Genomic DNA, 21670 nt, shown 5'->3' with positions numbered 1-21670 from the left:
ATAATCATGACCACCGTCACCCCGCTGAACAGCCTGCGCGAAGAAGCCCACATCATGTCCACCCTGCTGGATGTGCTGCGCCAGGAACAGCAACTGCTGGTGACGGCGGAAATTGATGGCCTGTCGGCCGTCACCACCCGCAAGACCGCGCTGGTCACGCAGATGACCTTGTTGTCGGCGCAACGTCACCGCTCGCTGGGCAAATGCGGCTTTCCTGCCGAAGAAGCCGGTATGGACGCGTGGATTGCCGCCAGCGGCGACGCGCAGCCAGAGTCCGCCACGCTGTGGACAGCACTGTTGCAGCACACGCGTGAAGCCAAGGAACTCAACCGCGTCAACGGCATGCTGATTAACAAGCAGATGGGGCATGCGCAGAGCGCGCTGCAGGCGCTGCGTCCGCAAGGCCAAACCCCGAACAGCTTCTATGGCCCAGGCGGTATTTCCACGGCTGTGCCGCGCAGCCGCGGCTTCCTGGCCGGCTGATTTCCCCCGCACGTCGCATAGCAGGGTCTGACCCCGCACGGGGTCCGACCCTTTGCTTTATTGGGTGGGCAGTTCGGTAGCCGGGTCGGGGAGGCCCGAGAGGATGGTCACTGCCACGCGGCGGTTGCGCGCCCGGTTAACGGGCGTGTCGTTGGCGGCCACCGGCTCATTGGCACTGAAGCCCACGGCGGTCAGCCGTTCCGGCGCCACCCCGGCATCGATGAACAGGCGCACCACACTGCTGGCCCGCACGGCCGACAGTTCCCAGTTGGACGGGAAACGGGTATTGGCGATCGGCTGATTGTCCGTATGGCCTTCCACCTGCACCTTATGGCTGTCGATCTTGAGCAGCGCGGCGACGGCGCGCAGCGCCTCCACCGATTCCGGCATCAGGCGCGCATCGCCCGGATCAAACAGCACCGAGGCATTGATTTCGACACTGACGCCACGGCTGTTCTGCGTCACCCGCACCTTGCCCTCCTTGACCAGCGGCGCCATGGTGGACAACAGGTCCTGCGCCAGCTTGGTCATCTGCTCCTTTTCCTTGCGCAGCAATTCATTGCGGCGCTTGAGGGCGGGATTGGGAATCGGCAGGTTGGGCACTTCGGTATTGGTCGGCTGCGCCGCGCCCTTGCCGCCAAACGCATCGCCCAGCGCATCCGAAAAAATCTTGTACTTGCCGATGTTGACTGCGGAAATCGCGTACATCACCACAAAGAACGCAAACAGCAGCGTGATGAAGTCGGAATAGGAAATCAGCCAGCGTTCGTGGTTTTCCGGTTCATCGTCGAACTTCCTGCGGGCGCGACGGTATTGCATCTCAATGCTCCCGCATCAGCGTGGCGATGCGCTCGTCGATCACGCGCGTGTGGTCGCCCGTGGCAATGTCGTAGAACACGGCAGCCGCGATCTCCTGCTGGTGCACGGCTTGCGTGACGATCGCCTTGAGCTTGTTGGCAATGGGATAGAACAGCAGGTTGGCCAGGCCGACGCCGTAAATCGTCGAGACAAACGCCACCGCAATGCCGGCGCCCAGCTTGTTCGGGTCGGTGAGGTTTTCCATCACGTGCACCAGCCCGAGCACGGCGCCCAGGATGCCGATGGTGGGCGAATAGCCGGCCGCCGACTCCCAGATACGCACGGCCTGGCGCTCTTCCGTTTCGTAGGCGGTAATTTCCGTGTCCAGCAGCTGGCGCAGCTTGTCCGGCGCGATGCCGTCGACGATCAGGCGCAGGCCCTTGGTGTTGAACTTGTCCTTGGAGGCGAGCATGTAGCGTTCCAGCGACAGCAGGCCGTCGCGGCGCGCCGCCAGATTCCAGGCATTGATGTCGCGTGCCAGCGCGGCGCGCGTGTCCGGCGGCGGCGTAAACACCAGCCGCAGCATCTGCAGGCCGCGCACAAAGGTTTTGAATCGGGTTTGCAGCAGCACCGCGCCCACCGTGCCGATGACCACGATGGCAAACGCCGCCGGTTGCAACAGCGAAGCGAGTTTGCCGCCTTCCAGCGTCTGGCCGATGATGATGCCGGTCAGCGCCAGCAAGACCCCGGCTACGCTGGCCCAGTCCAAGACCGCTCCCGGAGTGAGGCACGCAGGCGCGCCACGGCTTGCGTATGCAATTGCGATACGCGCGATTCCGACACACCCATGACGGCGCCGATTTCTTTCAAGTTAAGCTCCTCTTCGTAATACAGGCCCATCAGCATGCGTTCCCGGTCGGGCAGCGCATCGATGGCATCGATCACGGCCTGACGGAAGTCGCCGTCCAGCAGTGACCGCAGCGGATCGGCCTCGTCATCCGACGCATAACGGTCGAGGAAGCTGTCGTTGCCGTCGTCGTCGTGAAAATCCTCGTAGTAAACCAGCTGGTGGCCGCCACCATCGCCCAGCATTTCCTGGTAGTCGGCCAGCGACAGCTTGAGCGACTTGGCCACTTCCGATTCGCTGGGCGGGCGGCCCAGGCGCTGCTGCAAGGTGGACATTGCGGCCTCGACCTTGCGCATGTTTTGCCGCAGCGAGCGCGGCAGCCAGTCGCTATTGCGCAATTCATCCAGCATGGCGCCGCGGATGCGCAGCACCGCATAGGTTTCAAATTGCGCGCCGTGCGTTTCTTCGTAACGGCTGATGGCGTCTAGCAGGCCGATCATTCCAGCTTGCACCAGATCGTCGACTTCGACGCTGGGTGGCAGTTTCGCCTTCATGTGGTGGGCCAGGCGCTTGACCAACGGCATGTGCTCCGTCAGCAAAGTATCCTTGTCCGCTTTCCCTTTTACCGTGTACATTCGAATAATTTTTATGAATTAAGCGCTGAGTTGCCCACTACTCCCCAGCGCAAAGCGCCCCGCCAGTTGACGAAACGCGACCGAGGCCCCAGCCAGCGGAAACGCATCTACCACCGCGCGCCCCAAGCGCGCAGCACGTTGCAGATACTCGTCCGCAGGCACGGACCCCATGGAAACCAGGTTGACAGCAAGGTATCGGCTTGCCGCCTGTGCCATATTATCGTAAACCACCTTGGCTTCGGCTTCGGAAGCACCCGTGACCAGGATTCCGAACGGCCGGCGGCCCAGTTCCTGGTTCAAGCGCTTAATCATACTGTAGGCAGCCTTGATCGAGGTAGCGCTATTGGAAACTTGTACCACGATGTCCGAGCTGGCCATGATGGGCACAGGAAACGCTTCGCCGTCAAATTCGCCATCGACCAGCACCATGCCGGTCTGTTTGGCCAGCACATCGAAGGCTTTGGCCAGGCGCCGGGTTTCGTCCGGGCCGGAGCGCGCTGCGCCGCGTGTCATGGACGCCACGGCAAATCCCTGCGGCACCTGGTGGATCACCTGGTTCAGGCCGCATTCCTGACGCGCCACGTTGAGCAGGCTGTGGCCGCCATCGACGCCGAGCCGCGAGGCCACGCCATGCACGCTGGCGCAGGCATCGACGATCAGCACATCATTGCCGGCGCGCGACAGCGATGCGCCCAGGTTGACCAGCATGGAACCCTTGTCATCCTGCGGCGCGGCCGACAGGAAGGTGACGATGCGGGGCTGCGGCCCCGCCAGCATGCGGCGGAGTCCCTCCGCCTGGTCGAAATTGAAGTTAGCCAAGGTGGACCTCGCGCAGGCCGTGGTCGTTGCTCATCAGCAGAGGCAGCTCTGCATCCAGATATTGGGTGTTGACGACGTCACGCTTAAGCTTGAAGGCGCGGTCGATCAGGTAGGCCGGGTCGGCCAGGTGCAGGTCTTCCGGCACGCGCTGGCCGTTGGAGACGTAGAACAGGTTGAGCTTCTGGCGGATCACCACGTCCAGCACGTTGCCGATAGCGGCCGCTTCGTCGAGCTTGGTCATGATGCAGCCGGCCAGGCCACTGCCCTGATAGGCGCGCACCACTTCGCTCAGGGTTTCCTGGGTCGCGGTCGCGTTCAGGCACAGCAGGCGTTTGACGTTGGCGCCCGCGCCTTGCAGCATGGAAACCTGCTCGGTCACCATCTGGTCGCGCTGGCTGACGCCGACCGTGTCGATCAGCACGGTGTGCTTGTTTTTCAGTTCCTTGAGAGCGATGCGCAGGTCGGCTTCGTCCTTGACCGAGTGCACCATCACGCCCAGGATCTTGCCGTAGATGCGCAGTTGCTCGTGGGCGCCGATCCGGTAGGCGTCAGTGGTAATCAGCGCCAGCTTGTCCGGGCCGTGGCGCATCACGCAGCGTGCGGCCAGCTTGGCGGTGCTGGTGGTCTTGCCGACGCCGGTCGGGCCGACCAGCGCAAACACGCCGCCCTGGTCGATCAGCGCATCTTCGTTGGCCATGGTTTGCAGGTTGCGCGTGAGGACGGTTTTAATCCAGCGCAGGCTGTCGGCGGCATCGCGGCCCGCCGGCAGTTTTTCAATCAGGTAGCGCGCCAGGCTGGCCGAGAAGCCGGCCGCAAGCATGGAGCGCAGCACCGCGGTCTTGTGCGGTTCGCGCGCTTGCGTGGCGCCCCAGGACAATTCCGCCAGCTGGGTTTCCATCATGCCGCGCATGGCGCGGATTTCACTCATCATGCCGCTCATTTCCACGGCGGCCGATTCCTTGGCGCTGGCGACGGCGGCGCTGACCATGGCTGCGATCTGGCTGGCGTCGATGGCCGGCGCGGCTTTCGGCTGCGGTGCGGCTGGTGCGGAGGGTGCAGGCGCGGCGGCGGCAACCTTGGTGGCCAGCGAGGAATGCGAGGCGACCACGCGGCGCTGCGGCTGTGGCGGCAGGCTGGCCGGCTTGGCGGCCATGGCCGGCGACATATGCGGCAACTCTTCTTCAAAGCGTGGTTCGATGCGGGCGGACGGTACCGCCGTGCTCAAGTCCAGCGACGGTGCCGGTTCAGCCATCGGCGAATGCGGTGCAGGCATGGCCAGCGAAGCGGCATCATCATTGGCCAGGGCCAGGATTTCAACCACGCCATCCGACTGGCGGTTGGACAGGATGACGGCATCGGGGCCGAGCGATTCGCGGACTTTGCGCAGCGCTTCGCGGGAAGTCGGTGCGGTAAATTTTTTAACGTTCATGACCGTCTCTCAAGGGAACCATTTTGAGCAGCGCGCCTTGCCATGCAAGACGCCTTAACTCCTATGGTGCCATTATTGACGATGCACTCTGGAAACGATCTGATGAACAGGGGTGGAAATGGGCCGTATTTCAGTCGCCGAAAACCTCGTCCAGCGTGGTGGCGCTGGCCGCGCGCCGCGCCCATGCCGACAACTGCTCGGCACTGCCCACGGCGACCCGGGCCTGCACGGTATTGGCCAGCCCGCCAAAGCGCGCGGCCAGCACCTCAAGCAATATTTCAGCACGCCCCTCAGCCCGGCCTTCCTGGCGGCCCATCTCCATACCGATACGCTCAATGGAAGTGATGTAAGGCATAGTCCTTCTCCTCTCCAGTTGCAACACGCCGTTGCGCAGCCGCGCGTCCAGCGCTGGCGGCAGATGCATCATCCAGTCGATCACGCGGAACAAATCGATAATACGCTGCCTGTCCCAGTTACGCTGGTACAGTAGCTTGGTCAGGCGCCATTTGAGCTGGCGCCGGCGATGCATCTGCTGCCGGGTTTTCTGCGTGAGCAAATGCGCCGCCGTGACCAGCGCAAACGGGTTGGCGTGCTCCAGCAACTGCGCAAGACGGTTGGCGTAATCCTGCAACTTCACGATAGGAAAAACCAGGCTCATTTCGCAGCCCAGCAAATCGTAGGCGAACAAGGAAGGCCGCCAGCGCGGGCTGTCATCGGCCAGCAGCGCCAGGCTGGCGACCGGCCGCCGGTAGCGGTCAAACACGCGATAGTGATACGTAAAAACCCGCTCGGCAAATCCCGCATCATGCTGCGCTTGTATCTCCAGATGCACCAGCACCCACTGCTCGACGCCGCCGCGCAGGAATACGCGCACCAGCTTGTCCAGCAGACGCTTGCCATACACGGCGTCGCGCGACAGCGCCGCCAGTTCCTGATCCAGAAAATCATGCGGCCGCGACCAGTCGATCGCCGCATGCGCGTCGGGAAAATAAAAAGCCATGAAGTCTGGAAAGTGCTGCGTGATCACTTCCTTCCACGGCGTGTCATAGTCGTCGTCCATTCAGGCAGTCTAGGCCGCCTGCATGGACACGACTATGGCTAGATCAAGCTTAAGCCGGTTGCTGTCCCACCAGCGCGGTGACGCGAATGGTTTTGCTTTCCGGGATCTCCGCATGCGACAGCACCTTCAGCTGCGGCAGGGAACGGCGCAGGAAGCGCGACAGCAAGGCACGCAAAGGTCCCGGCACCAGCAGCACCGGCGTCAGGCCCAGCGCCTCCTGCTGCGCGGCCGCCTGCTGGGCCTGCTGTGCGATGGTGTCCGCCAGGCCCGGCTCGATACCGGCGCCATCGGGACCGCTGGCCTGCAGCGCCTGCATCAGCAAGCGCTCCAGACGGTTATCCAGCGTCATCACCGACAGTTCCGCAGCGCCCGGGAACAGCTGCTGCACAATCGCCCGGCCCAGCGCGATACGCACCAGCGCGGTGAGGTCGTTGGCGTCCTGCGTGTGCACCGCGTGTTCGGCCAGGGTTTCGATAATCGAGCGCATGTCGCGGATGTGCACGCCTTCCATGAGCAGGTTCTGCAAGACCTTCTGCAAGGTCGAGATCGACACCATCTTGGGCACCAGGTCTTCCACCAGCTTGGGCGCTTCCTTGCTCAGGTGGTCCAGCAGTTGCTGCACTTCGCCACGGCCCAGCAGCTCGGCAGCGTGCGTGGTAATCAGGTGATTCAGGTGCGTCGCCACCACCGTGCCCGCATCCACCACGGTATAGCCCAGGCCTTGCGCCTGGTCGCGCAGGTTGGCGTCGATCCACACCGCTGGCAGGCCAAACGCCGGATCGATGGTCACCATGCCCTGCAAGGTGCCGGTCGCCATGCCCGGATTAATCGCCAGGAACTGGCCGTTGTAGGCTTCGCCCGTGCCGACTTCCACGCCCTTGAGCGTGATGCGGTAGGCCGATGGCTTCAATTCCAGATTGTCGCGGATGTGCACCGGCGGCGCCAGGAAGCCGACCTCCTGCGCGAATTTCTTGCGGATGCCCTTGATGCGCTTGAGCAGTTCGCCGCCCTGGGTTTTGTCCACCAGCGGAATCAGGCGATAGCCCACTTCCAGGCCCAGCGTATCGACTGGCATCACGTCCTGCCAGCTGGCCTCCTCCTGTTCGGCGGCGGCCGCCGCTGCCGGCGCCGCCGCTTCCGCTGCGGCCGTCTCTGCGGCAACCTTCTGCACTTTTTTCTTGGACATCAGATAGGCCGAACCGCCGAGGCTGGCGGCCAGCAGCAGAAACACCAGGTTGGGCATGCCGGGGATCAGCCCCATGCCGCCGATGATGCCGGCCGTGATGTACAGCACTTCCGGCTTGGCAAACAGCTCGCCCACCAGCTGCGCACCGATGTCCTGGTCGCTGGCCACGCGCGACACCACGATACCGGCAGCAATCGAAATCACCAGCGACGGGATCTGGGCCACCAGGCCGTCACCAATCGCCAGCATGGTGTAGTTCTTGGTTGCATCGCCAAACGCCATATCGTGCTGCAGCACGCCGACCAGCAGGCCACCCACCACGTTAATCACCGTCACCAGAATACCGGCCACCGCGTCACCGCGCACGTACTTGCTGGCACCGTCCATCGCGCCGTAGAATTCCGCTTCCATCGACACTTCGCTACGGCGCTTCTTCGCTTCCGCTTCGCCGATCAGGCCGGCGTTGAGGTCGGCGTCAATCGCCATCTGCTTACCCGGCATGGCATCCAGGGCGAAACGCGCGCCCACCTCGGCAATACGGCCCGCGCCCTTGGTCACGACCACGAAGTTGATAATGGTCAGAATCACGAACACCACGATACCGACGGTGTAGTTACCGCCGATCAGGAAGTGGCCAAACGCCTCGATCACTTTACCGGCCGCATCCGCACCAGTATGGCCTTCGGTCAGCACCACGCGCGTGGACGCCACGTTCAGCGACAGGCGCAGCATGGTGGACACCAGCAGAATCGTCGGGAAGGACATAAAGTCCAGCGGCTTCACCGTGTACAGCGAAGTCAGCAGCACGATCACCGACAGCGCGATATTAAAGCTGAAGAACAAATCCAGCACGAACGCGGGCAGCGGCAGGATCATCATGGCCAGCAGCATGACGATCAGGATAGGCGCCGCCAGGCTGGCCTTGTTCTGCGACGAGGCCAGGCCTTGCAGCCATGGCGGTAACTTCACGTTGCTGAGGGCGTTCATGCAGATGCTCCGTTATTCAAATCTGGTTGCTTGCCGTGCTTGGGGATGAAGGCCGGATCCAATGGGTCCATGGTCGGCGGCACGTCGAGTTTCTTCGGTACGTCAGGACGGTTGCCATCGCCGCGGTTGAACACGCGCAGCTGGAACACATACGCCAACACCTCGGCTACCGCCGCATACAGCTGTTCCGGAATCTCGTCGCCGATCTCGGTGTGCTTGTGCAGCGCACGCGCCAGCGCCGGCGCTTCCAGCATGGCGACCTTGTGCTCCTTGGCGATTTCGCGGATCTTGGCCGCCACTTCGTCGGTCCCCTTGGCCACCACTTTCGGTGCGCCGCGCATATTGTCGTTGTACTTCAGCGCCACCGCGTAGTGGGTCGGGTTGGTGACCACCACGTCGGCGGTCGGCACGTCGGCCATCATGCGGCGCTTGGCCATCTCGCGCTGCAGCTGGCGGATCTTGCCCTTGATCTGAGGATTGCCGTCCGATTCCTTGGATTCCTGGATCAGCTCCTGGCGCGTCATCTTCAGCTTGTTGGCGTAGTGCCACATCTGGTACGGACCGTCGATGGCCGCAATCAGGCCCAGCGCGCCAACGATGAACATGAACGCGGCCGCCAGCATGTTCAGCGTGTGGCCGATGCCCAGCTTGAGCGGTTCGAGCGACAGGCCAATCACGGCGTCCTTGTACTTGAGCACCACCAGCCAGGCCACAAAGCCGACCACGATGGTTTTCAGCAGCGCCTTGAGCAGCTCGACCAGCGCATTGGTCGAAATCATATTGCTGATACCGCTGATGGGATTGAGCTTGTTGAAATTGGGGGTAAACGCCTTGGCGCTGAACAGCCAGCCGCCGACCAGCATCGGCGAGGCCAGCGCGACCACCATGACCGCCACGCCCAGCGGCAGGCAGGCGATCAGCACCTGCACCACATCGACGGCGATGCGGTGGAACAGCACGTCGGCATTGAAGATTTGCTCCTGGTCGAGCTTGAGCCCGGACACCAGCACAGTCTGCAACTGGCGTATCAAGCCATCGCTGGTCATCCACAGACCGGCGCCAGCCGCCATCAGCACGGTAAACGTCGCGACTTCCCGCGATCGGGGAACGTCGCCTTCTTCTCGCGCCTGCTCGAGGCGCTTCGCTGACGCGGGTTCGGTCTTTTCGGCGTCGCTATCTTCTGCCATGGGGTCTGCCTGCTGCGTGGTTAAACTTCAACAGTGCCATTATCGGGCGCAGCGGCAACAGATCATCGGTGGAATACGGCGGGTTTTCACCGCCATATCCACGATTCCATGGAGAAACTCAGGCTTGTTTGACGGTTTGGGCGATGGCGCCGAACACCGATTTGCCGTCGTCCAGCATCTCGATGCGGATGGTGTCGCCAAACGCCATGTAAGGCGTGGCGGGCTCGCCGCTGGCGATCATCTCCAGGCAGCGCTGCTCGGCGATGCAGGAATAACCACGTTTGGCGTCCTTGTTGGACACCGTGCCCGAGCCGATGATGGACCCGGCCCGCACATTGCGCGACTTGGCCAGGTGGGCAATCAGCTGCGGGAAGTTGAACACCATGTCCACGCCCGCCTGCGGCTTGCCGACCAGCTTGCCGTTCCAGGTCGACAGCAGCGGCAGATGGACTTTGCCGCCCTTCCAGGCGTCGCCCAGCTCGTCCGGCGTGACCGCCACCGGCGAGAAACTGGTGGCCGGCTTGGATTGCACGAAACCGAAACCCTTGGCCAGCTCTTCCGGTATCAGATTGCGCAGCGAGACGTCGTTGGCCAACATCAGCAGGCGGATGCACTGGTGGGCCTGGTCGGCGGTCGCGCCCATGGGCACGTCGTCGGTGATGACCGCCACTTCTGCTTCGAAATCGATGCCCCACTCTTCGTGCATCAGCATGATGTCGTCGGTCGGGCCAAGGAAATCGTCGCTGCCGCCCTGGTACATGAGCGGGTCTTCCCAGAACGACGCAGGCATGTCGGCGCCGCGCGCCTTGCGCACCAGTTCGACATGGTTCACATAGGCCGAGCCGTCCGCCCACTGGTAGGCGCGCGGCAGCGGCGCCATACAGTTGCCGGGTTCGAAGTCGAAAGTGCGGCGGCCGCCGCCCCGGTTCAGTTCCTGATAGATGGCATCCAGTTGCGGCGCAATGAAAGTCCAGTCATCGAGCGCGTGCTGCAGGGTGCGGGCGATGCCATCGGCCAGCTGCGCGGTTTTCAGGTCGCGCGACACCACCATGAGCTGACCGTCGCGGGTGCCGTCTTTCAGGGTGGAGAGTTTCATGCGGGCGCCAGCAAAGCCAGTTGTTCAGGCGTGAGGTAGCACCAGTCGCCTTCTTCGATATTCAGTGCCGACAGCTCCAGGCCGCCAATCGCCGAACGGTGCAAGGCACTGCAATGATTGTCGGCAGCCGCCAGCATGCGCTTGACCTGGTGGTACTTGCCCTGCTCCAGCACGATCTCCAGCTGATGCTCGCCGCGCTTGATGCAGGTCTGCGCCGCCAGCGGTTCCGGTTCGTCATGCAGCTTTACGCCCGACAGCAATTTGGCGATCAGTTCGTCCGTGACCGGCTCTGCCGTGGTGGCCTGGTAGATTTTCGGCACATGGCGCTTTGGCGACGATTGTGCATGGATAAAGGCGCCATCGTCGGACATCAGCAGCATGCCGGTCGTGTCATGGTCAAGCCGGCCGACCGGCTGCACTTCACGCCAGGTGAACTCTTCCGGCAGCAAGGTCAGCACGCCAGGATGGTGGCTGGGCTTGCGCGAGCACTCGTAGTTCTGCGGTTTAAACAGCGCGATATAGACGTGTTCGCGATATACCACCTCTTCGTCGAACAGGGTGAATACCAGCCCATCGGTTTCGATGGCTGCTTTGTAGTTGTCGTGCACTTCGCCGTTGATTGTCACTTCGCCATCCTCGATGAGGGAGCGGCAGTACTTGCGGGTGCCATAGCCCTGCGATTGCAGGATGCGGTCCAAGGATAATTTGCTCATGGGGGCGATTTTACAGGATGTGTCCGGTGTTGACGTATATCAAGCCCGGCCCGGATTCTATTGATAGACTGAAACTGCATTAGGAATCGGCCTAAGGCACCTAGGAATACTCATCATGACTACTCGCCACTCCTCCGCCTTTCTCCACGCAGCCCAGCATCGCAGCGCCGTGCTGCTGGAGCGCTGCCGTCACGACCTGCCACCAGCCGCTACCGTGCAAGCACGGTGGCACGCCAGGCAACAGGCTACCTTTCTGGCCTGGCTGGACGCGGGCGGCTTTGCGCAACACGATGCCGCAATAGAAAACAGCGGCGTTGCGCCGCTGTTTTCAGTCCCACAAGGGGACTTGAATGAGGAATCGAAATTCTCTCTGCTCCGCATCGACGATGCGGTTGAGTAGTTCCATCTGTGAAGTCTAACGAATACTGCACAACCAGAAAGTGTTTATATGCCCCCCTTGGAAAGAACTACACCCCCAATATAGTTCACCATGAGCGATATGCAAGTAAAAAGAAGACTGTATTGATAATGTTAATCGCTCAACCAGTCATCCTATGTCACAGACTAACGCAGGCTGGGTTTCGCCGTCTCCACGGCCGACTTCATCGCACCGGCGCCCATGGCGGCGCCGAATTTCTTCAGCACCCGCTCAGGCAGGCCTTCGTGCTGGGTATAGTCGACGATGTCTTCCGCTTTCACCACGTCGCGCGCCACGCTGTCGACGGTGCCGTAGGCATCGGCCAGTCCCATGTCGATGGATTTGGCGCCGGTCCAGAACAGGCCCGAGAACATATCCGGCGTTTCTTTCAGACGTTTGCCACGGCCGTTGCGGACGACCTGAATAAATTGTGCATGAATTTCGTTCAGCATGGCCTGGGCGTGCTGCTTGTGCTTTTCCGTCAATGGGCTGAACGGGTCCATAAAGCCTTTGTTCTCGCCCGCCGTCAGCAAGCGGCGCTCGACACCGACCTTCTCCATGATGCCGGTAAAGCCAAAACCGTCCATCAGCACGCCAATTGAGCCGATAATGCTGGCTTTATTAACGTAAATGCGGTCAGCACCAGCGGCAATGTAATAGCAGCCCGAGGCGCAGATCTCATCCACCACCACGTACAGCGGCTTGCCTGGATAGCCTTTGCGCAAGCGGATCATCTCATCCACAATCATGCCGGCCTGGACCGGACTGCCGCCTGGACTATTGATGTGCAGTACAACGGCCACCGAGCCGCTGTCGGAAAACGCCTTGTTCAGCGCGGGAATCACCACTGCTGCCGAACCGCTACCTTCCGACTCGATGGCGCCCTCCACTTCAATCAGCGCCGTATGGCGGCCCAGCGTTTCGCCATCCGAACCGGTCCAGCTGAAATCAAAGTAGGCGCCGAGCCCAAAGACAATCACCAGCAGGGTTGCCGCCTTGAAGAAAATGCCCCAGCGGCGCGACGCTTTTTGCTCTTTCAGCGTGGCAAACACCAGTTTTTCCAGGACTTCACGCTCCCAGCTGGAAGCGCCTGTGGCCGGCTTGGCCGGCTGTGGTGCGGGAGTCGGGGTGCTGCTGGTGTCGATATCGTCGCTCATGGAATGCTTGGTTTCGGTTTTTAATCAGGCGCGCGCGGGACGCACATAGTCGTCCGGCTGCCAATAAATCTGCTGGTCATGCTCCAACACGGCGATCGGCCGCAGCCGGCCGCCGCGGCATGGACCGCCAGCACAATGCCCGTTCTCCGGCGTGTAGACCGCGCCGTGCGTCGAACACATGATGTACAACTTGCTGGACTCGAAAAATTCACCCTGATTCCAGTCCAGTTCAATCGGCACATGGGCGCAGCGGTTGAGGTAGGCATACGGCTTGCCGTTGTAGCGCACCACAAAGCCGGTGGCGTCTTCGCCGCCCGCCGTGAGCGCGAACCGCACACCTTTGCCGCCATCCACCACGGCGTCCGCTGCGCAAATCAGGATTTCATCCGGCATCAGGCATGCTCACTCAGCCACTGGTGCAGCTCCGCCACGGTCTGGGCCGAATACAGGGGGTTGCAAGCCGCCAGCTGATCGGCAGGATGGGCGCCATATTGCACCGCCACGCTGGCGGCACCGGCATTGTTGGCCATCAACAGATCATGGGTGGTATCGCCGATCATCAGCGTACGTCGCATATCCTGCCCCAACTCCCGCGTCAGTTCCTGCAACATCGCCGGATGCGGCTTGGAGAAGGTTTCGTCGGCGCAACGAGTGGCATCAAACAGCGACAGCACTTTGACGTCATTCATGGCGCGGTTCAGACCGACGCGGCTCTTGCCCGTGGCCACGGCCAGGAAATAGCCGTTCTGCGACAGCTCCTGCAGCATGTCATGCACGCCAGGGAACAGGCTGATTTCGTGATCGCGCGACAGGAAGTGATAGCGGTAACGTTCCACCATGCGCGGATAATAAGCCGGGTCAATATCCGGCAACACCGCCTGCATGGCTTCATGCAAACCCAGGCCAATGACATGGGCGGCTGCGTCGTCGCGCGGCACCGGCAGCGACAGGTCACGCGCCGCCGCCTGGATGCATTTCACGATGGTCAGCGTTGAATCCATCAACGTACCATCCCAATCGAAGACGATCAGATCAAATTGCTTTCTTGCCATGTGTTTGCGATTAGTTAAGAGGTTTTCCCAAGCTTACCAAGAATCGCTCACATTCGGCGGCCAATGGCGCATTCAGCGTCATGTTTTTGCCGGATTCAGGATGGGTAAACGTAATTTGATGGGCGTGCAGGAACATGCGCTTCAGTGCGCCACGGGTGTCGGTGGCTTTTTGCAGCGCCTTGTTCAACGGAAAATCGCCGTATTTGTCGTCACCAAGGATGGGGAAGTCCGACGATGACAGATGAACGCGGATCTGGTGGGTACGTCCCGTCTTCAGTTCGGCTTCCAGCAAGGCAAAGCCGTCGAATTTCTTCAACAGCGTGAAGACCGTGTGCGACGCCATGCCGTCGGCCGAGACCGACACGCGGCGTTCGCCATCGGCCGTGGTGTATTTATGCAGCGGCAGCTTGATATGCTGGCGCGCGTTTTTCCAGTCACCCGATACCATGGTCAGATAGCGTTTGTCGGTTTTGCCATCGCGCATCTGCTCGTGCAGGCTGGTCAGGGCGGTCCGTTTCTTCGCCAACAACAGCAAACCCGAGGTTTCGCGGTCCAGCCGGTGCACCAGTTCCAGGAACTTGGCATCCGGACGCGAGGCGCGCAACTGCTCGATGACGCCAAACGACACGCCGGAGCCGCCATGCACGGCCACACCAGCCGGCTTGTCGATCACCAGCAAGTGGGTATCTTCGAAAATAATCTTGAATTCAGCGGCGGGGACGTGGTTGTCCGGCTTTTCCGCGAGGCGGATCGGCGGAATCCGCACCACATCACCCTGTACCAGACGGTACAATTGATCGATACGGCCTTTGTTGACGCGGACTTCACCCGAGCGCAGGATGCGATAGACGTGACTTTTCGGCACGCCTTTGCAAACGCGCAACAGGTAGTTATCGATCCGTTGACCGGCCTCTTCTTCAGTAATGGTGACGAATTGTGCTTGCAGCGGGGTGGACGTTGAAGCGGGAACAACATCTTTTTGCATCTTCATTTGCTCTGTCTTCCCAGAAATCTCTCTAAGTCCTTCATTTTGAATATATAATCGTTTCGCTGCGGTTCTCACTGCGGCACGTGTAAGAATAAAAGCACATTTTACACAGGGGCGTCTCCACTGGCCTCGCCTAATTGCAAATTCAGAGGAAAAAATGTATACGCACCACCCCTGCCGGAATCAAGGTTGCACCGTAGTTGTAATCGGATAACGACAGGGATGCTGAAGAAGATTGATTGGATAGTAAGGATAAAGTCCGGTTAGCCTGTTCACTTTAAGGCTGGCCGGTTGATGAGTAGTTGATAACGCTTGCCGTTTTCGCCAGACCCCATGCTCACTGCAAGCTCGACGGAAGGCTGAAATAGCCTGGTTACCGAAGTTGCAACACTTGTAGTATCAAGCCTGGTCGAGATCTGGCCATTTAGACGCTGCTCGCCGTCTGTTCTTTTCTGCCGTCCGTTGGGGCCGCATGGAGAACTACAGAGGGAGCGCGTACTCGGCATGTCGATCAACCTCATGCGCCCAGTTGCGGCCGCTTCGTGCAGCCGCACAGGATGGGCATACCCCCGCAATCCATCTGATTCTCGCGTATATCCCTGTACCTTGCTGCACCGGTCCTAAGAAACCGGACAGCATAGATGGCCCAAGGGTCGCGGAGTTAATAAAAATGAAACGTATGTTGTTTAATGCTACGCAGCAAGAAGAGCTGCGCGTAGCCATTGTCGACGGTCAGAAACTGATCGATATCGACATCGAAACCGCCGGACGCGAACAGCGCAAGTCCAACATCTACAAAGGCGTGATCACCCGCATCGAACCGTCGCTCGAAGCCTGCTTCGTCAGCTACGGTGAAGATCGCCACGGTTTCCTCCCATTCAAAGAAGTCGCCCGCACGTATTTCAAAGAAGGCGTGGACGTGCGCAATGCTTCCGTCAAGGAAGCACTGCGCGAAGGCCAGGAAATCATGGTCCAGGTGGAAAAGGAAGAGCGCGGCAACAAAGGCGCGGCCCTGACCTCCTTCGTCTCGCTGGCCGGCCGCTACCTGGTGCTGATGCCGAACAACCCACGTGGCGGCGGTGTATCGCGCCGTGTGGAAGGTGAAGAGCGCCAGGAACTGCGCGAAACCATGGACAAGCTGGACCTGCCGCCAGGCATGTCGGTGATTGCCCGTACCGCCGGCATCGGCCGCAGCGTGGAAGAACTGCAGTGGGACTTGAACTACCTGATGCAACTGTGGCGCGCAATTGAAGGCGCCGGTAAGTCGGCCTCGGGCGCGTTCCTGATCTACCAGGAATCGTCGCTGGTAATCCGCGCCATCCGCGATTACTTCCAGCCGGATATCGGCGAAATCCTGATCGACACCGACGACATCTACGAACAGGCTCACCAGTTCATGAGCCACGTGATGCCGGACATGGTCCATCGCGTCAAACGCTACAGCGACGATGTTCCGCTGTTCTCGCGCTTCCAGATCGAACACCAGATTGAAACCGCGTACTCGCGTACCGTGCCGCTGCCATCCGGCGGCGCCATCGTGATTGACCACACCGAAGCCCTGGTCTCGGTGGACGTCAACTCGGCCCGCGCCACCCGCGGTTCCGACATCGAAACCACCGCCTTCCACACCAACTGCGAAGCGGCTGAAGAAGTTGCCCGCCAGCTGCGTCTGCGTGACTTGGGCGGCCTGATCGTCATCGACTTCATCGATATGGAAGTCGCCAAGAACCAGCGCGAAGTGGAGCAGCGTCTGAAAGATGCGCTGCACCACGACCGTGCCCGCGTTCAGATGGGCAAGATCTCCCGCTTCGGCCTGATGGAACTGTCGCGTCAGCGTCTGCGTCCGTCGCTGTCGGAAGGTTCGCACGTGACCTGCCCACGCTGCTCGGGCACCGGCCACATCCGCGATACCGAATCGTCGGCGCTGCAAGTCCTGCGTATCATCCAGGAAGAAGCGATGAAGGAAAACTCGGCCACCATCCACGTGCAAGTACCCGTGGACGTTGCCGCCTTCCTGCTCAACGAAAAGCGCGGCGAAGTGCTCAAGATCGAGACGCGTCACCGCATCAACATCATCCTGGTGCCGAACAAGCACCTGGAAACCCCGCACTACAAACTGGAACGCATCAAGCACGACGATCCACGTCTGGAAGACAGCAGCGCCAGCTACACCCTGGCGGAACAGGCTGAAACCGACCTGGCGTACAGCAAGCGCCAGAAAGAAGAAGCCAAGCCGCGCCAGGAAGCCATGGTCAAGACCATTACCCCTGAGCAACCAGCACCGCTGGTGGACCGCAAGCCGACCGAAACCGTCATCAAGCCGGCGCCAGCCCCAGTGCCTGCGCCAGCCGAGCAAGGTTTCTTCGCCAAGCTGATCAGCTTCTTCACCGGCAAACCAGCCACTCCGGCCCTGCCGCAGCAGCCAACCATCGTCGTCAAGGCTCCGGCCAATGGCGGTGAGCGCGGCGACCGCAATGCCCGTGGCCCACGCGGCCGTAACCGCGGCGCCAAAGGCGGCCGTGGCGAGCGTGAAGAGAAGGAAGCCGGCGCCGGCCGTCCAGGCCAGGAAGAAGGCAAAGCCGCTGACACCAACGGCCGTCCGCCACGCCAGCCGCGTCCGCCGCGTGAAGCGCGCGAGCCACGTGAACCGCGTGACAATCCGGCAGCAGAAGCCCAGCCGCGCGAGCGCGGTGAACGTGCCGAGCGTGCGGAGCGCCCGGAACGCGGCGAGCGTCCACCACGTCAACCACGTGAGCCACGCGCCGACAAAGCGCCAGTGGAAACCAAAGTGGATGAACTGGCACTCAACAACCTGACGCCAGCAAATAGCCCGGCAACCGAGGCTGCCAGCATCCTGAAATCGGCGCCAAACGCCGGTCCGGAGGGTGAAGAGCACGACGGCGCAGTGGATGGCGAAGAGCCACGCCGCCGCCGCCGCCGCGGTGGCCGCAACCGCAATCGCCGTGAACGCGAAGGCGTGGAAGGCGTGGAGGGTGCAGAAGGCCAGGAATCGGCAGTCGCAGCGGAAGCCGTTGTTGCACCAGCTGCCGTAGTGACGGAAGCTGCTGCCGCACCAGTAGAAGCTGCACCTGCTCCTGCACCTGCTCCAGTCGAAGCCGCACCAGTCGAAGCAGCGCCAGTTGCTGCTGCACCGGCCGCACCTGCGCCAGTTGAGCAAGTTGAGCCTGCTGCACCGGCCGTGGTTGCTGAAGCCGCGCCAGTGGTGGAAGCTGCACCGGCACCGGCACCGGCATCGGCACCAGCGCCTGTAGTGGAAGCTGCACCAGTAGTTGAAGCCACTCCGGCCCCAGCTGCTGAGCCAGTTGCTGCTCCAGCACCTGTCGTGGCAGCCGCCCCGGTGGTTGAGCCTGTGGTTGCCGCAGTCGCGGACGTACCAGCGCCAGCACCAGCGCCAGCACCGGCCCCAGTAGTCGAAGCTGCGGCGCCAGTTGTTGCGGAACCAGTTGCTGCGGCCCCGGCCCCGGCGCCATCCGCACCAATCGATCTGCAAACGGTCCTCAACTCCGCCGGTCTGACGCTGGCCGCCACCGACCCAGCCAAACTGCGTGCTGCGCAGGAAGCCGCTGCGCAAGTGGTGCAACCAGCACGCGTGCCACGTGAGCGCAAGCCACTGCCACCGCAGGTTGACGAGCCGTTGGTCCAGGTCGACACCCGCCGTTAAGCCACACAGGCTGCATAGAAAAGGGAGGCTTAGCCTCCCTTTTTTTTCATCCGTGCTATCGTAACTGTCTTGGTAGCTAGCAAGTGCATTTCACAAACAGCAATATGGCAGAAAAAATCATCATGATGGCCGAGCAGCGCGCGGACACTCACCGCGCGCCGGCCATTCCCCCAACACTGGAAACGCCAACCGGTCTGCTCAGCGACCGCCTGGCGCGGCCACTGCACGACCTGCGCATCTCGGTCACGGACCGCTGCAACTTCCGCTGCGTCTACTGCATGCCCAAGGCCGTGTTCAACAGCGATTACCAGTACCTGCCGCACAACGACCTGCTATCGTTTGAAGAAATCGCCCGCATCGCCCAACTGTTCGTGGCGCACGGCGTGGAGAAAATCCGCCTCACGGGCGGCGAGCCGCTGCTGCGCAAAAACATCGAACGCCTGATCGCCATGCTGGCCGGGATGAAAACCGTCAGCGGCAAACCACTCGACCTGACGCTGACCACCAACGCCTCGCTGCTGGCCCGCAAGGCGCAGTCGCTCAAGGACGCCGGCTTGCAACGCGTGACCATCTCGCTGGACGCGCTGGACAACCACACCTTCCAGCGCATGAACGACGTCGACTTCTCCGTGGACGACGTATTAAAAGGCATCGACATCGCCCACCAGGTCGGCCTTGGCCCGATCAAGATCAACATGGTGGTCAAAGGCGGCATGAACGACCAGGAGATCTTGCCGATGGCGCGCTACTTCCGCGGCACGCCCTACATCCTGCGTTTTATCGAATACATGGACGTCGGCGCGTCCAATGGCTGGAAGATGAACGAAGTGATTCCATCGGCGGAAGTAGTCCGCCGCATCAGCGCCGAGCTGCCGCTGACGCCGATCGCCGCCAACTACACCGGTGAAACCGCAACGCGTTACCGCTACGCCGACGGCAGCGGCGAAATCGGCCTGATCTCAAGTGTATCCCACGCATTTTGTTCGGACTGTACCCGTGCGCGCCTGTCGACTGAGGGTAAACTGTACACCTGTCTGTTTGCCACCAGCGGCCACGATCTGCGCGCCCTGGTGCGCGAAGGCCGCAGCGATGCCGAAATCAGCACCGCGCTGGCGCACCTATGGCACGCGCGCGAAGACCGCTACTCGGAACTGCGCACCAGCCAGACCGAGGCGCTGCGCCGCAGTGCCAACAAAGTGGAAATGTCTTACATCGGGGGTTAGTTTTGTCTTTGAAGAGCAAGGTCACCGGACTGATACTGGCGGGCGGTCGCGGTACGCGCATGGGCCGCGTGGACAAAGGCTTGCAGCCATTCCGTGGCGCGACGCTGGCGTCGCACGTGCTGGCCCGGCTGTCGCCGCAGGTGGCCACAGTCGCCATCAACGCCAACCGCAACCTGCCGCAGTACCAGGCCGTCGCTGGCGCATCGCCGGTGCTGCCGGATTACCTGGACGGCTTTGCAGGACCGCTGGCTGGCCTGCAAGTCGGCCTGCAATTCTGTCCGACCGAACTGCTGTTGACCGCGCCGTGCGATTCGCCGTTCTTCCCGGCCGATCTGGCCGAGCGCTTGTACGCCGCCCTGCAAGCCGAGGACGCCGACCTGGCAATGGCAATCACGATGGAGCGCGATCCCGCGCAAGCGGATGCCGCGCCGTTCCGCCAGCCGCATCCTGTTTTCAGCCTGGTCAAGGCCAGCGTACTGCCAGCGCTGGAAGCCTACCTCGACACCGGCGCGCGCCGCATGGAAGGCTTTTACAAAACGCTCAAGGTGGCCGAGGTGCTATTTGACGATGCCGCCGCGTTCAGCAATATCAACACGCTGGAAGACTTGCAGCACCACGACCGCAACGTCTCCGCCGCACCGGCCGCACCATCACCCGCCGGGCGGGCTGCCGATCCCGCTGCACTGCCGGTCGAGGAAGCGCAACGCCTCATCTGCGAACGCATCACGCCGGTCGAAGCCAGCGAAACACTCCCGCTGCTCAACGCCCTGGACCGCGTACTCGCCACCGATATCATCTCGCCCATCAACGTTCCGGCCTACGACAACTCGGCCATGGACGGCTATGCGCTGCGCGGCGCCGACCTGCCAGGCGAAGGTACGCGCAACTTTAGCGTCATCGGCATCGCCTACGCCGGCCATCCATTCACGCAAGCGCCGCAGCCAGGCGAATGCATTCGCATCATGACCGGCGCCGCCATTCCGCCCGGCTGCGACACGGTACTGCCGCAGGAACTGGCCGCCGCGATTGACGGCGACACTGTCACCATCGCCCACAACGCTATCCGCGCCGGCGCCAACCTGCGCCGCGCGGGCGAGGATCTGCCAGCGGGCGGCATCGCCATCGGCGCCGGCAAACTGCTGCGCCCAGCGGATCTGGGCCTGATCGCTTCGCTCGGCATTGGCGAAGTCACCGTCAAGCGCAAGCTCAAAGTCGCCTTCTTCTCCACCGGCGACGAACTGCGCTCGCTCGGCGAAAAGCTTGAGCAAGGCTGCGTCTACGACAGCAACCGCTACACTTTGTTCGGCATGCTCACGCGGCTTGGCTGTGAAGTCATCGACATGGGCGTGGTCCGCGATGATCCGCAGGCACTGGAGACAGCACTGCGCACCGCCGCGCACCAGGCTGACGCCATCATCACCTCGGGCGGCGTCTCCGAAGGCGCGGCTGACTACACCCGCGACATAATGGCGCTGCTCGGCGATGTCGCCTTCTGGAAGCTGGCCATGCGCCCGGGTCGTCCACTCGCTTTCGGCAAAGTCCAGAGCGGGCCAGATAGCGCCTGGCTGTTTGGCCTGCCGGGCAATCCGGTCGCCGTGATGGTGTCGTTCTATATGTTCGCGCGCCCCGCCCTGCTCCGCATGATGGGCAGCGAAGCGAAGCTGCAAACCGTGCAGGCCCGCACCGCCAGCAACATCCGCAAACGCCCGGGCCGCACGGAGTACCAGCGCGGCATCGTCAGCACGGCGGCGGATGGTGCCGCGCAGGTTCGGCTGACCGGCGCCCAAGGCTCGGGCATCCTGAGTTCCATGAGCGAAGGGAACTGCATCGTCGTACTGCACCATGCGCAAGGCGATGTGGCGGCAGGCCAGATCGTCGATATCCTCCTGTTCGACGGTCTGACCTGACCA

Annotated in this window: 19 protein-coding genes; 5 read left to right on the top strand and 14 right to left on the bottom strand. The window is 61.9% G+C overall.

Annotated elements, in window-relative coordinates:
- Window positions 1–6: 6 nt before the first annotated feature.
- Window positions 7–483: a flagella synthesis protein FlgN gene (locus GTP58_RS19840; protein WP_072781430.1), complete on the top strand. Its 477-nt coding sequence runs from the start codon at window positions 7–9 to the stop codon at window positions 481–483.
- A gap of 57 nt (window positions 484–540) precedes the next feature.
- Here GTP58_RS19840 and motD read toward each other — a convergent pair whose 3' ends face one another.
- The 10 genes from motD to GTP58_RS19790 form a co-directional block, all read right to left on the bottom strand.
- Window positions 541–1302 (bottom strand): flagellar motor protein MotD, encoded by a 762-nt coding sequence (gene motD / locus GTP58_RS19835; protein WP_072781432.1) that lies wholly within the window; start codon window positions 1300–1302, stop codon window positions 541–543.
- Window position 1303: 1 nt separating this feature from the next.
- Window positions 1304–2050: a flagellar motor protein gene (locus GTP58_RS19830; RefSeq protein WP_072781433.1), complete on the bottom strand. Its 747-nt coding sequence runs from the start codon at window positions 2048–2050 to the stop codon at window positions 1304–1306.
- Window positions 2032–2763: an RNA polymerase sigma factor FliA gene (locus GTP58_RS19825; protein ID WP_072781435.1), complete on the bottom strand. Its 732-nt coding sequence runs from the start codon at window positions 2761–2763 to the stop codon at window positions 2032–2034. Before GTP58_RS19825 ends, GTP58_RS19830 begins: the two co-directional genes overlap by 19 nt.
- Before the next feature lie 18 nt (window positions 2764–2781).
- Window positions 2782–3582 carry a MinD/ParA family protein gene (locus GTP58_RS19820; protein WP_161078867.1) on the bottom strand — a complete coding sequence of 267 codons (801 nt, stop codon included), beginning with the start codon at window positions 3580–3582 and terminating at the stop codon, window positions 2782–2784.
- On the bottom strand, window positions 3575–5011 hold the full coding sequence (gene flhF, locus GTP58_RS19815) for a flagellar biosynthesis protein FlhF (RefSeq protein ID WP_161078866.1): 1437 nt from the start codon (window positions 5009–5011) through the stop codon (window positions 3575–3577). Before flhF ends, GTP58_RS19820 begins: the two co-directional genes overlap by 8 nt.
- Before the next feature lie 130 nt (window positions 5012–5141).
- Entirely contained in the window at window positions 5142–6071 is a 930-nt protein-coding gene (locus tag GTP58_RS19810) for a transposase (RefSeq protein WP_161078865.1), read from the bottom strand.
- A 49-nt stretch (window positions 6072–6120) separates the two neighbouring features.
- On the bottom strand, window positions 6121–8244 hold the full coding sequence (gene flhA / locus GTP58_RS19805; RefSeq protein WP_072781442.1) for a flagellar biosynthesis protein FlhA: 2124 nt from the start codon (window positions 8242–8244) through the stop codon (window positions 6121–6123).
- Window positions 8241–9431, bottom strand: coding sequence for a flagellar biosynthesis protein FlhB (gene flhB, locus GTP58_RS19800; protein WP_161078864.1), 1191 nt, complete (start codon window positions 9429–9431; stop codon window positions 8241–8243). The genes flhA and flhB overlap by 4 nt, the downstream gene beginning before the upstream one ends.
- A gap of 118 nt (window positions 9432–9549) precedes the next feature.
- Window positions 9550–10527: a fumarylacetoacetate hydrolase family protein gene (locus GTP58_RS19795; RefSeq protein ID WP_161078863.1), complete on the bottom strand. Its 978-nt coding sequence runs from the start codon at window positions 10525–10527 to the stop codon at window positions 9550–9552.
- Window positions 10524–11240, bottom strand: coding sequence for a pseudouridine synthase (locus tag GTP58_RS19790; RefSeq protein WP_072781446.1), 717 nt, complete (start codon window positions 11238–11240; stop codon window positions 10524–10526). The genes GTP58_RS19795 and GTP58_RS19790 overlap by 4 nt, the downstream gene beginning before the upstream one ends.
- 115 nt (window positions 11241–11355) lie before the next feature.
- Between GTP58_RS19790 and GTP58_RS19785 the strand changes: the two genes are divergently transcribed.
- Window positions 11356–11640, top strand: coding sequence for a hypothetical protein (locus tag GTP58_RS19785; RefSeq protein ID WP_229215644.1), 285 nt, complete (start codon window positions 11356–11358; stop codon window positions 11638–11640).
- Between the two features lie 164 nt (window positions 11641–11804).
- Here the strand turns inward: GTP58_RS19785 and GTP58_RS19780 are convergent, their stop codons facing one another.
- The 4 genes from GTP58_RS19780 to GTP58_RS19765 are packed head-to-tail and all read right to left on the bottom strand — an operon-like array spanning window position 11805 to window position 14858.
- Entirely contained in the window at window positions 11805–12815 is a 1011-nt protein-coding gene (locus GTP58_RS19780) for a S49 family peptidase (protein WP_161078862.1), read from the bottom strand.
- Window positions 12816–12839: 24 nt separating this feature from the next.
- Window positions 12840–13208, bottom strand: a complete 369-nt coding sequence (locus tag GTP58_RS19775; protein WP_072781450.1) for a Rieske 2Fe-2S domain-containing protein — start codon at window positions 13206–13208, stop codon at window positions 12840–12842.
- Window positions 13208–13867 carry an HAD-IIIA family hydrolase gene (locus tag GTP58_RS19770; protein ID WP_072781451.1) on the bottom strand — a complete coding sequence of 220 codons (660 nt, stop codon included), beginning with the start codon at window positions 13865–13867 and terminating at the stop codon, window positions 13208–13210. The genes GTP58_RS19775 and GTP58_RS19770 overlap by 1 nt, the downstream gene beginning before the upstream one ends.
- Window positions 13868–13877: 10 nt before the next feature.
- On the bottom strand, window positions 13878–14858 hold the full coding sequence (locus GTP58_RS19765; protein WP_161078861.1) for an RluA family pseudouridine synthase: 981 nt from the start codon (window positions 14856–14858) through the stop codon (window positions 13878–13880).
- A 667-nt stretch (window positions 14859–15525) separates the two neighbouring features.
- Here GTP58_RS19765 and GTP58_RS19760 point away from each other — a divergent pair.
- The 3 genes from GTP58_RS19760 (at window position 15526) to glp (ending at window position 21667) form a co-directional block, all read left to right on the top strand.
- Window positions 15526–18537, top strand: a complete 3012-nt coding sequence (locus GTP58_RS19760) for an Rne/Rng family ribonuclease (protein ID WP_161078860.1) — start codon at window positions 15526–15528, stop codon at window positions 18535–18537.
- Between the two features lie 104 nt (window positions 18538–18641).
- On the top strand, window positions 18642–19760 hold the full coding sequence (gene moaA, locus GTP58_RS19755) for a GTP 3',8-cyclase MoaA (protein WP_161078859.1): 1119 nt from the start codon (window positions 18642–18644) through the stop codon (window positions 19758–19760).
- A 2-nt stretch (window positions 19761–19762) separates the two neighbouring features.
- A complete protein-coding gene (gene glp, locus GTP58_RS19750) occupies window positions 19763–21667 on the top strand; it encodes a gephyrin-like molybdotransferase Glp (RefSeq protein WP_229215643.1) in 1905 nt (634 codons plus the stop codon).
- Window positions 21668–21670: the final 3 nt, after the last annotated feature.

This window comes from Duganella sp. CY15W (assembly GCF_009857555.1).
In the GTDB taxonomy this organism is placed as follows: domain Bacteria; phylum Pseudomonadota; class Gammaproteobacteria; order Burkholderiales; family Burkholderiaceae_D; genus Rugamonas; species Rugamonas sacchari.
The sequence above is the reverse complement of the archived record's forward strand: the minus strand, read 5'-3'. Positions and strand labels throughout refer to the sequence as shown.

What these genes read in the sequence shown, in the direction of transcription:
- moaA (WP_161078859.1), top strand. Translation starts at nt 18,642, where the DNA reads ATGGCAGAAAAAATCATCATGATGGCCGAGCAGCGCGCGGACACTCAC.
- flhA (WP_072781442.1), bottom strand. Translation starts at nt 8,244, where the DNA reads ATGAACGCCCTCAGCAACGTGAAGTTACCGCCATGGCTGCAAGGCCTG.
- GTP58_RS19760 (WP_161078860.1), top strand. Translation starts at nt 15,526, where the DNA reads ATGAAACGTATGTTGTTTAATGCTACGCAGCAAGAAGAGCTGCGCGTA.
- GTP58_RS19825 (WP_072781435.1), bottom strand. Translation starts at nt 2,763, where the DNA reads ATGTACACGGTAAAAGGGAAAGCGGACAAGGATACTTTGCTGACGGAG.
- GTP58_RS19810 (WP_161078865.1), bottom strand. Translation starts at nt 6,071, where the DNA reads ATGGACGACGACTATGACACGCCGTGGAAGGAAGTGATCACGCAGCAC.
- GTP58_RS19790 (WP_072781446.1), bottom strand. Translation starts at nt 11,240, where the DNA reads ATGAGCAAATTATCCTTGGACCGCATCCTGCAATCGCAGGGCTATGGC.
- GTP58_RS19840 (WP_072781430.1), top strand. Translation starts at nt 7, where the DNA reads ATGACCACCGTCACCCCGCTGAACAGCCTGCGCGAAGAAGCCCACATC.
- flhF (WP_161078866.1), bottom strand. Translation starts at nt 5,011, where the DNA reads ATGAACGTTAAAAAATTTACCGCACCGACTTCCCGCGAAGCGCTGCGC.
- GTP58_RS19765 (WP_161078861.1), bottom strand. Translation starts at nt 14,858, where the DNA reads ATGAAGATGCAAAAAGATGTTGTTCCCGCTTCAACGTCCACCCCGCTG.
- GTP58_RS19785 (WP_229215644.1), top strand. Translation starts at nt 11,356, where the DNA reads ATGACTACTCGCCACTCCTCCGCCTTTCTCCACGCAGCCCAGCATCGC.
- GTP58_RS19795 (WP_161078863.1), bottom strand. Translation starts at nt 10,527, where the DNA reads ATGAAACTCTCCACCCTGAAAGACGGCACCCGCGACGGTCAGCTCATG.
- GTP58_RS19770 (WP_072781451.1), bottom strand. Translation starts at nt 13,867, where the DNA reads ATGGCAAGAAAGCAATTTGATCTGATCGTCTTCGATTGGGATGGTACG.
- GTP58_RS19775 (WP_072781450.1), bottom strand. Translation starts at nt 13,208, where the DNA reads ATGCCGGATGAAATCCTGATTTGCGCAGCGGACGCCGTGGTGGATGGC.
- flhB (WP_161078864.1), bottom strand. Translation starts at nt 9,431, where the DNA reads ATGGCAGAAGATAGCGACGCCGAAAAGACCGAACCCGCGTCAGCGAAG.
- GTP58_RS19780 (WP_161078862.1), bottom strand. Translation starts at nt 12,815, where the DNA reads ATGAGCGACGATATCGACACCAGCAGCACCCCGACTCCCGCACCACAG.
- motD (WP_072781432.1), bottom strand. Translation starts at nt 1,302, where the DNA reads ATGCAATACCGTCGCGCCCGCAGGAAGTTCGACGATGAACCGGAAAAC.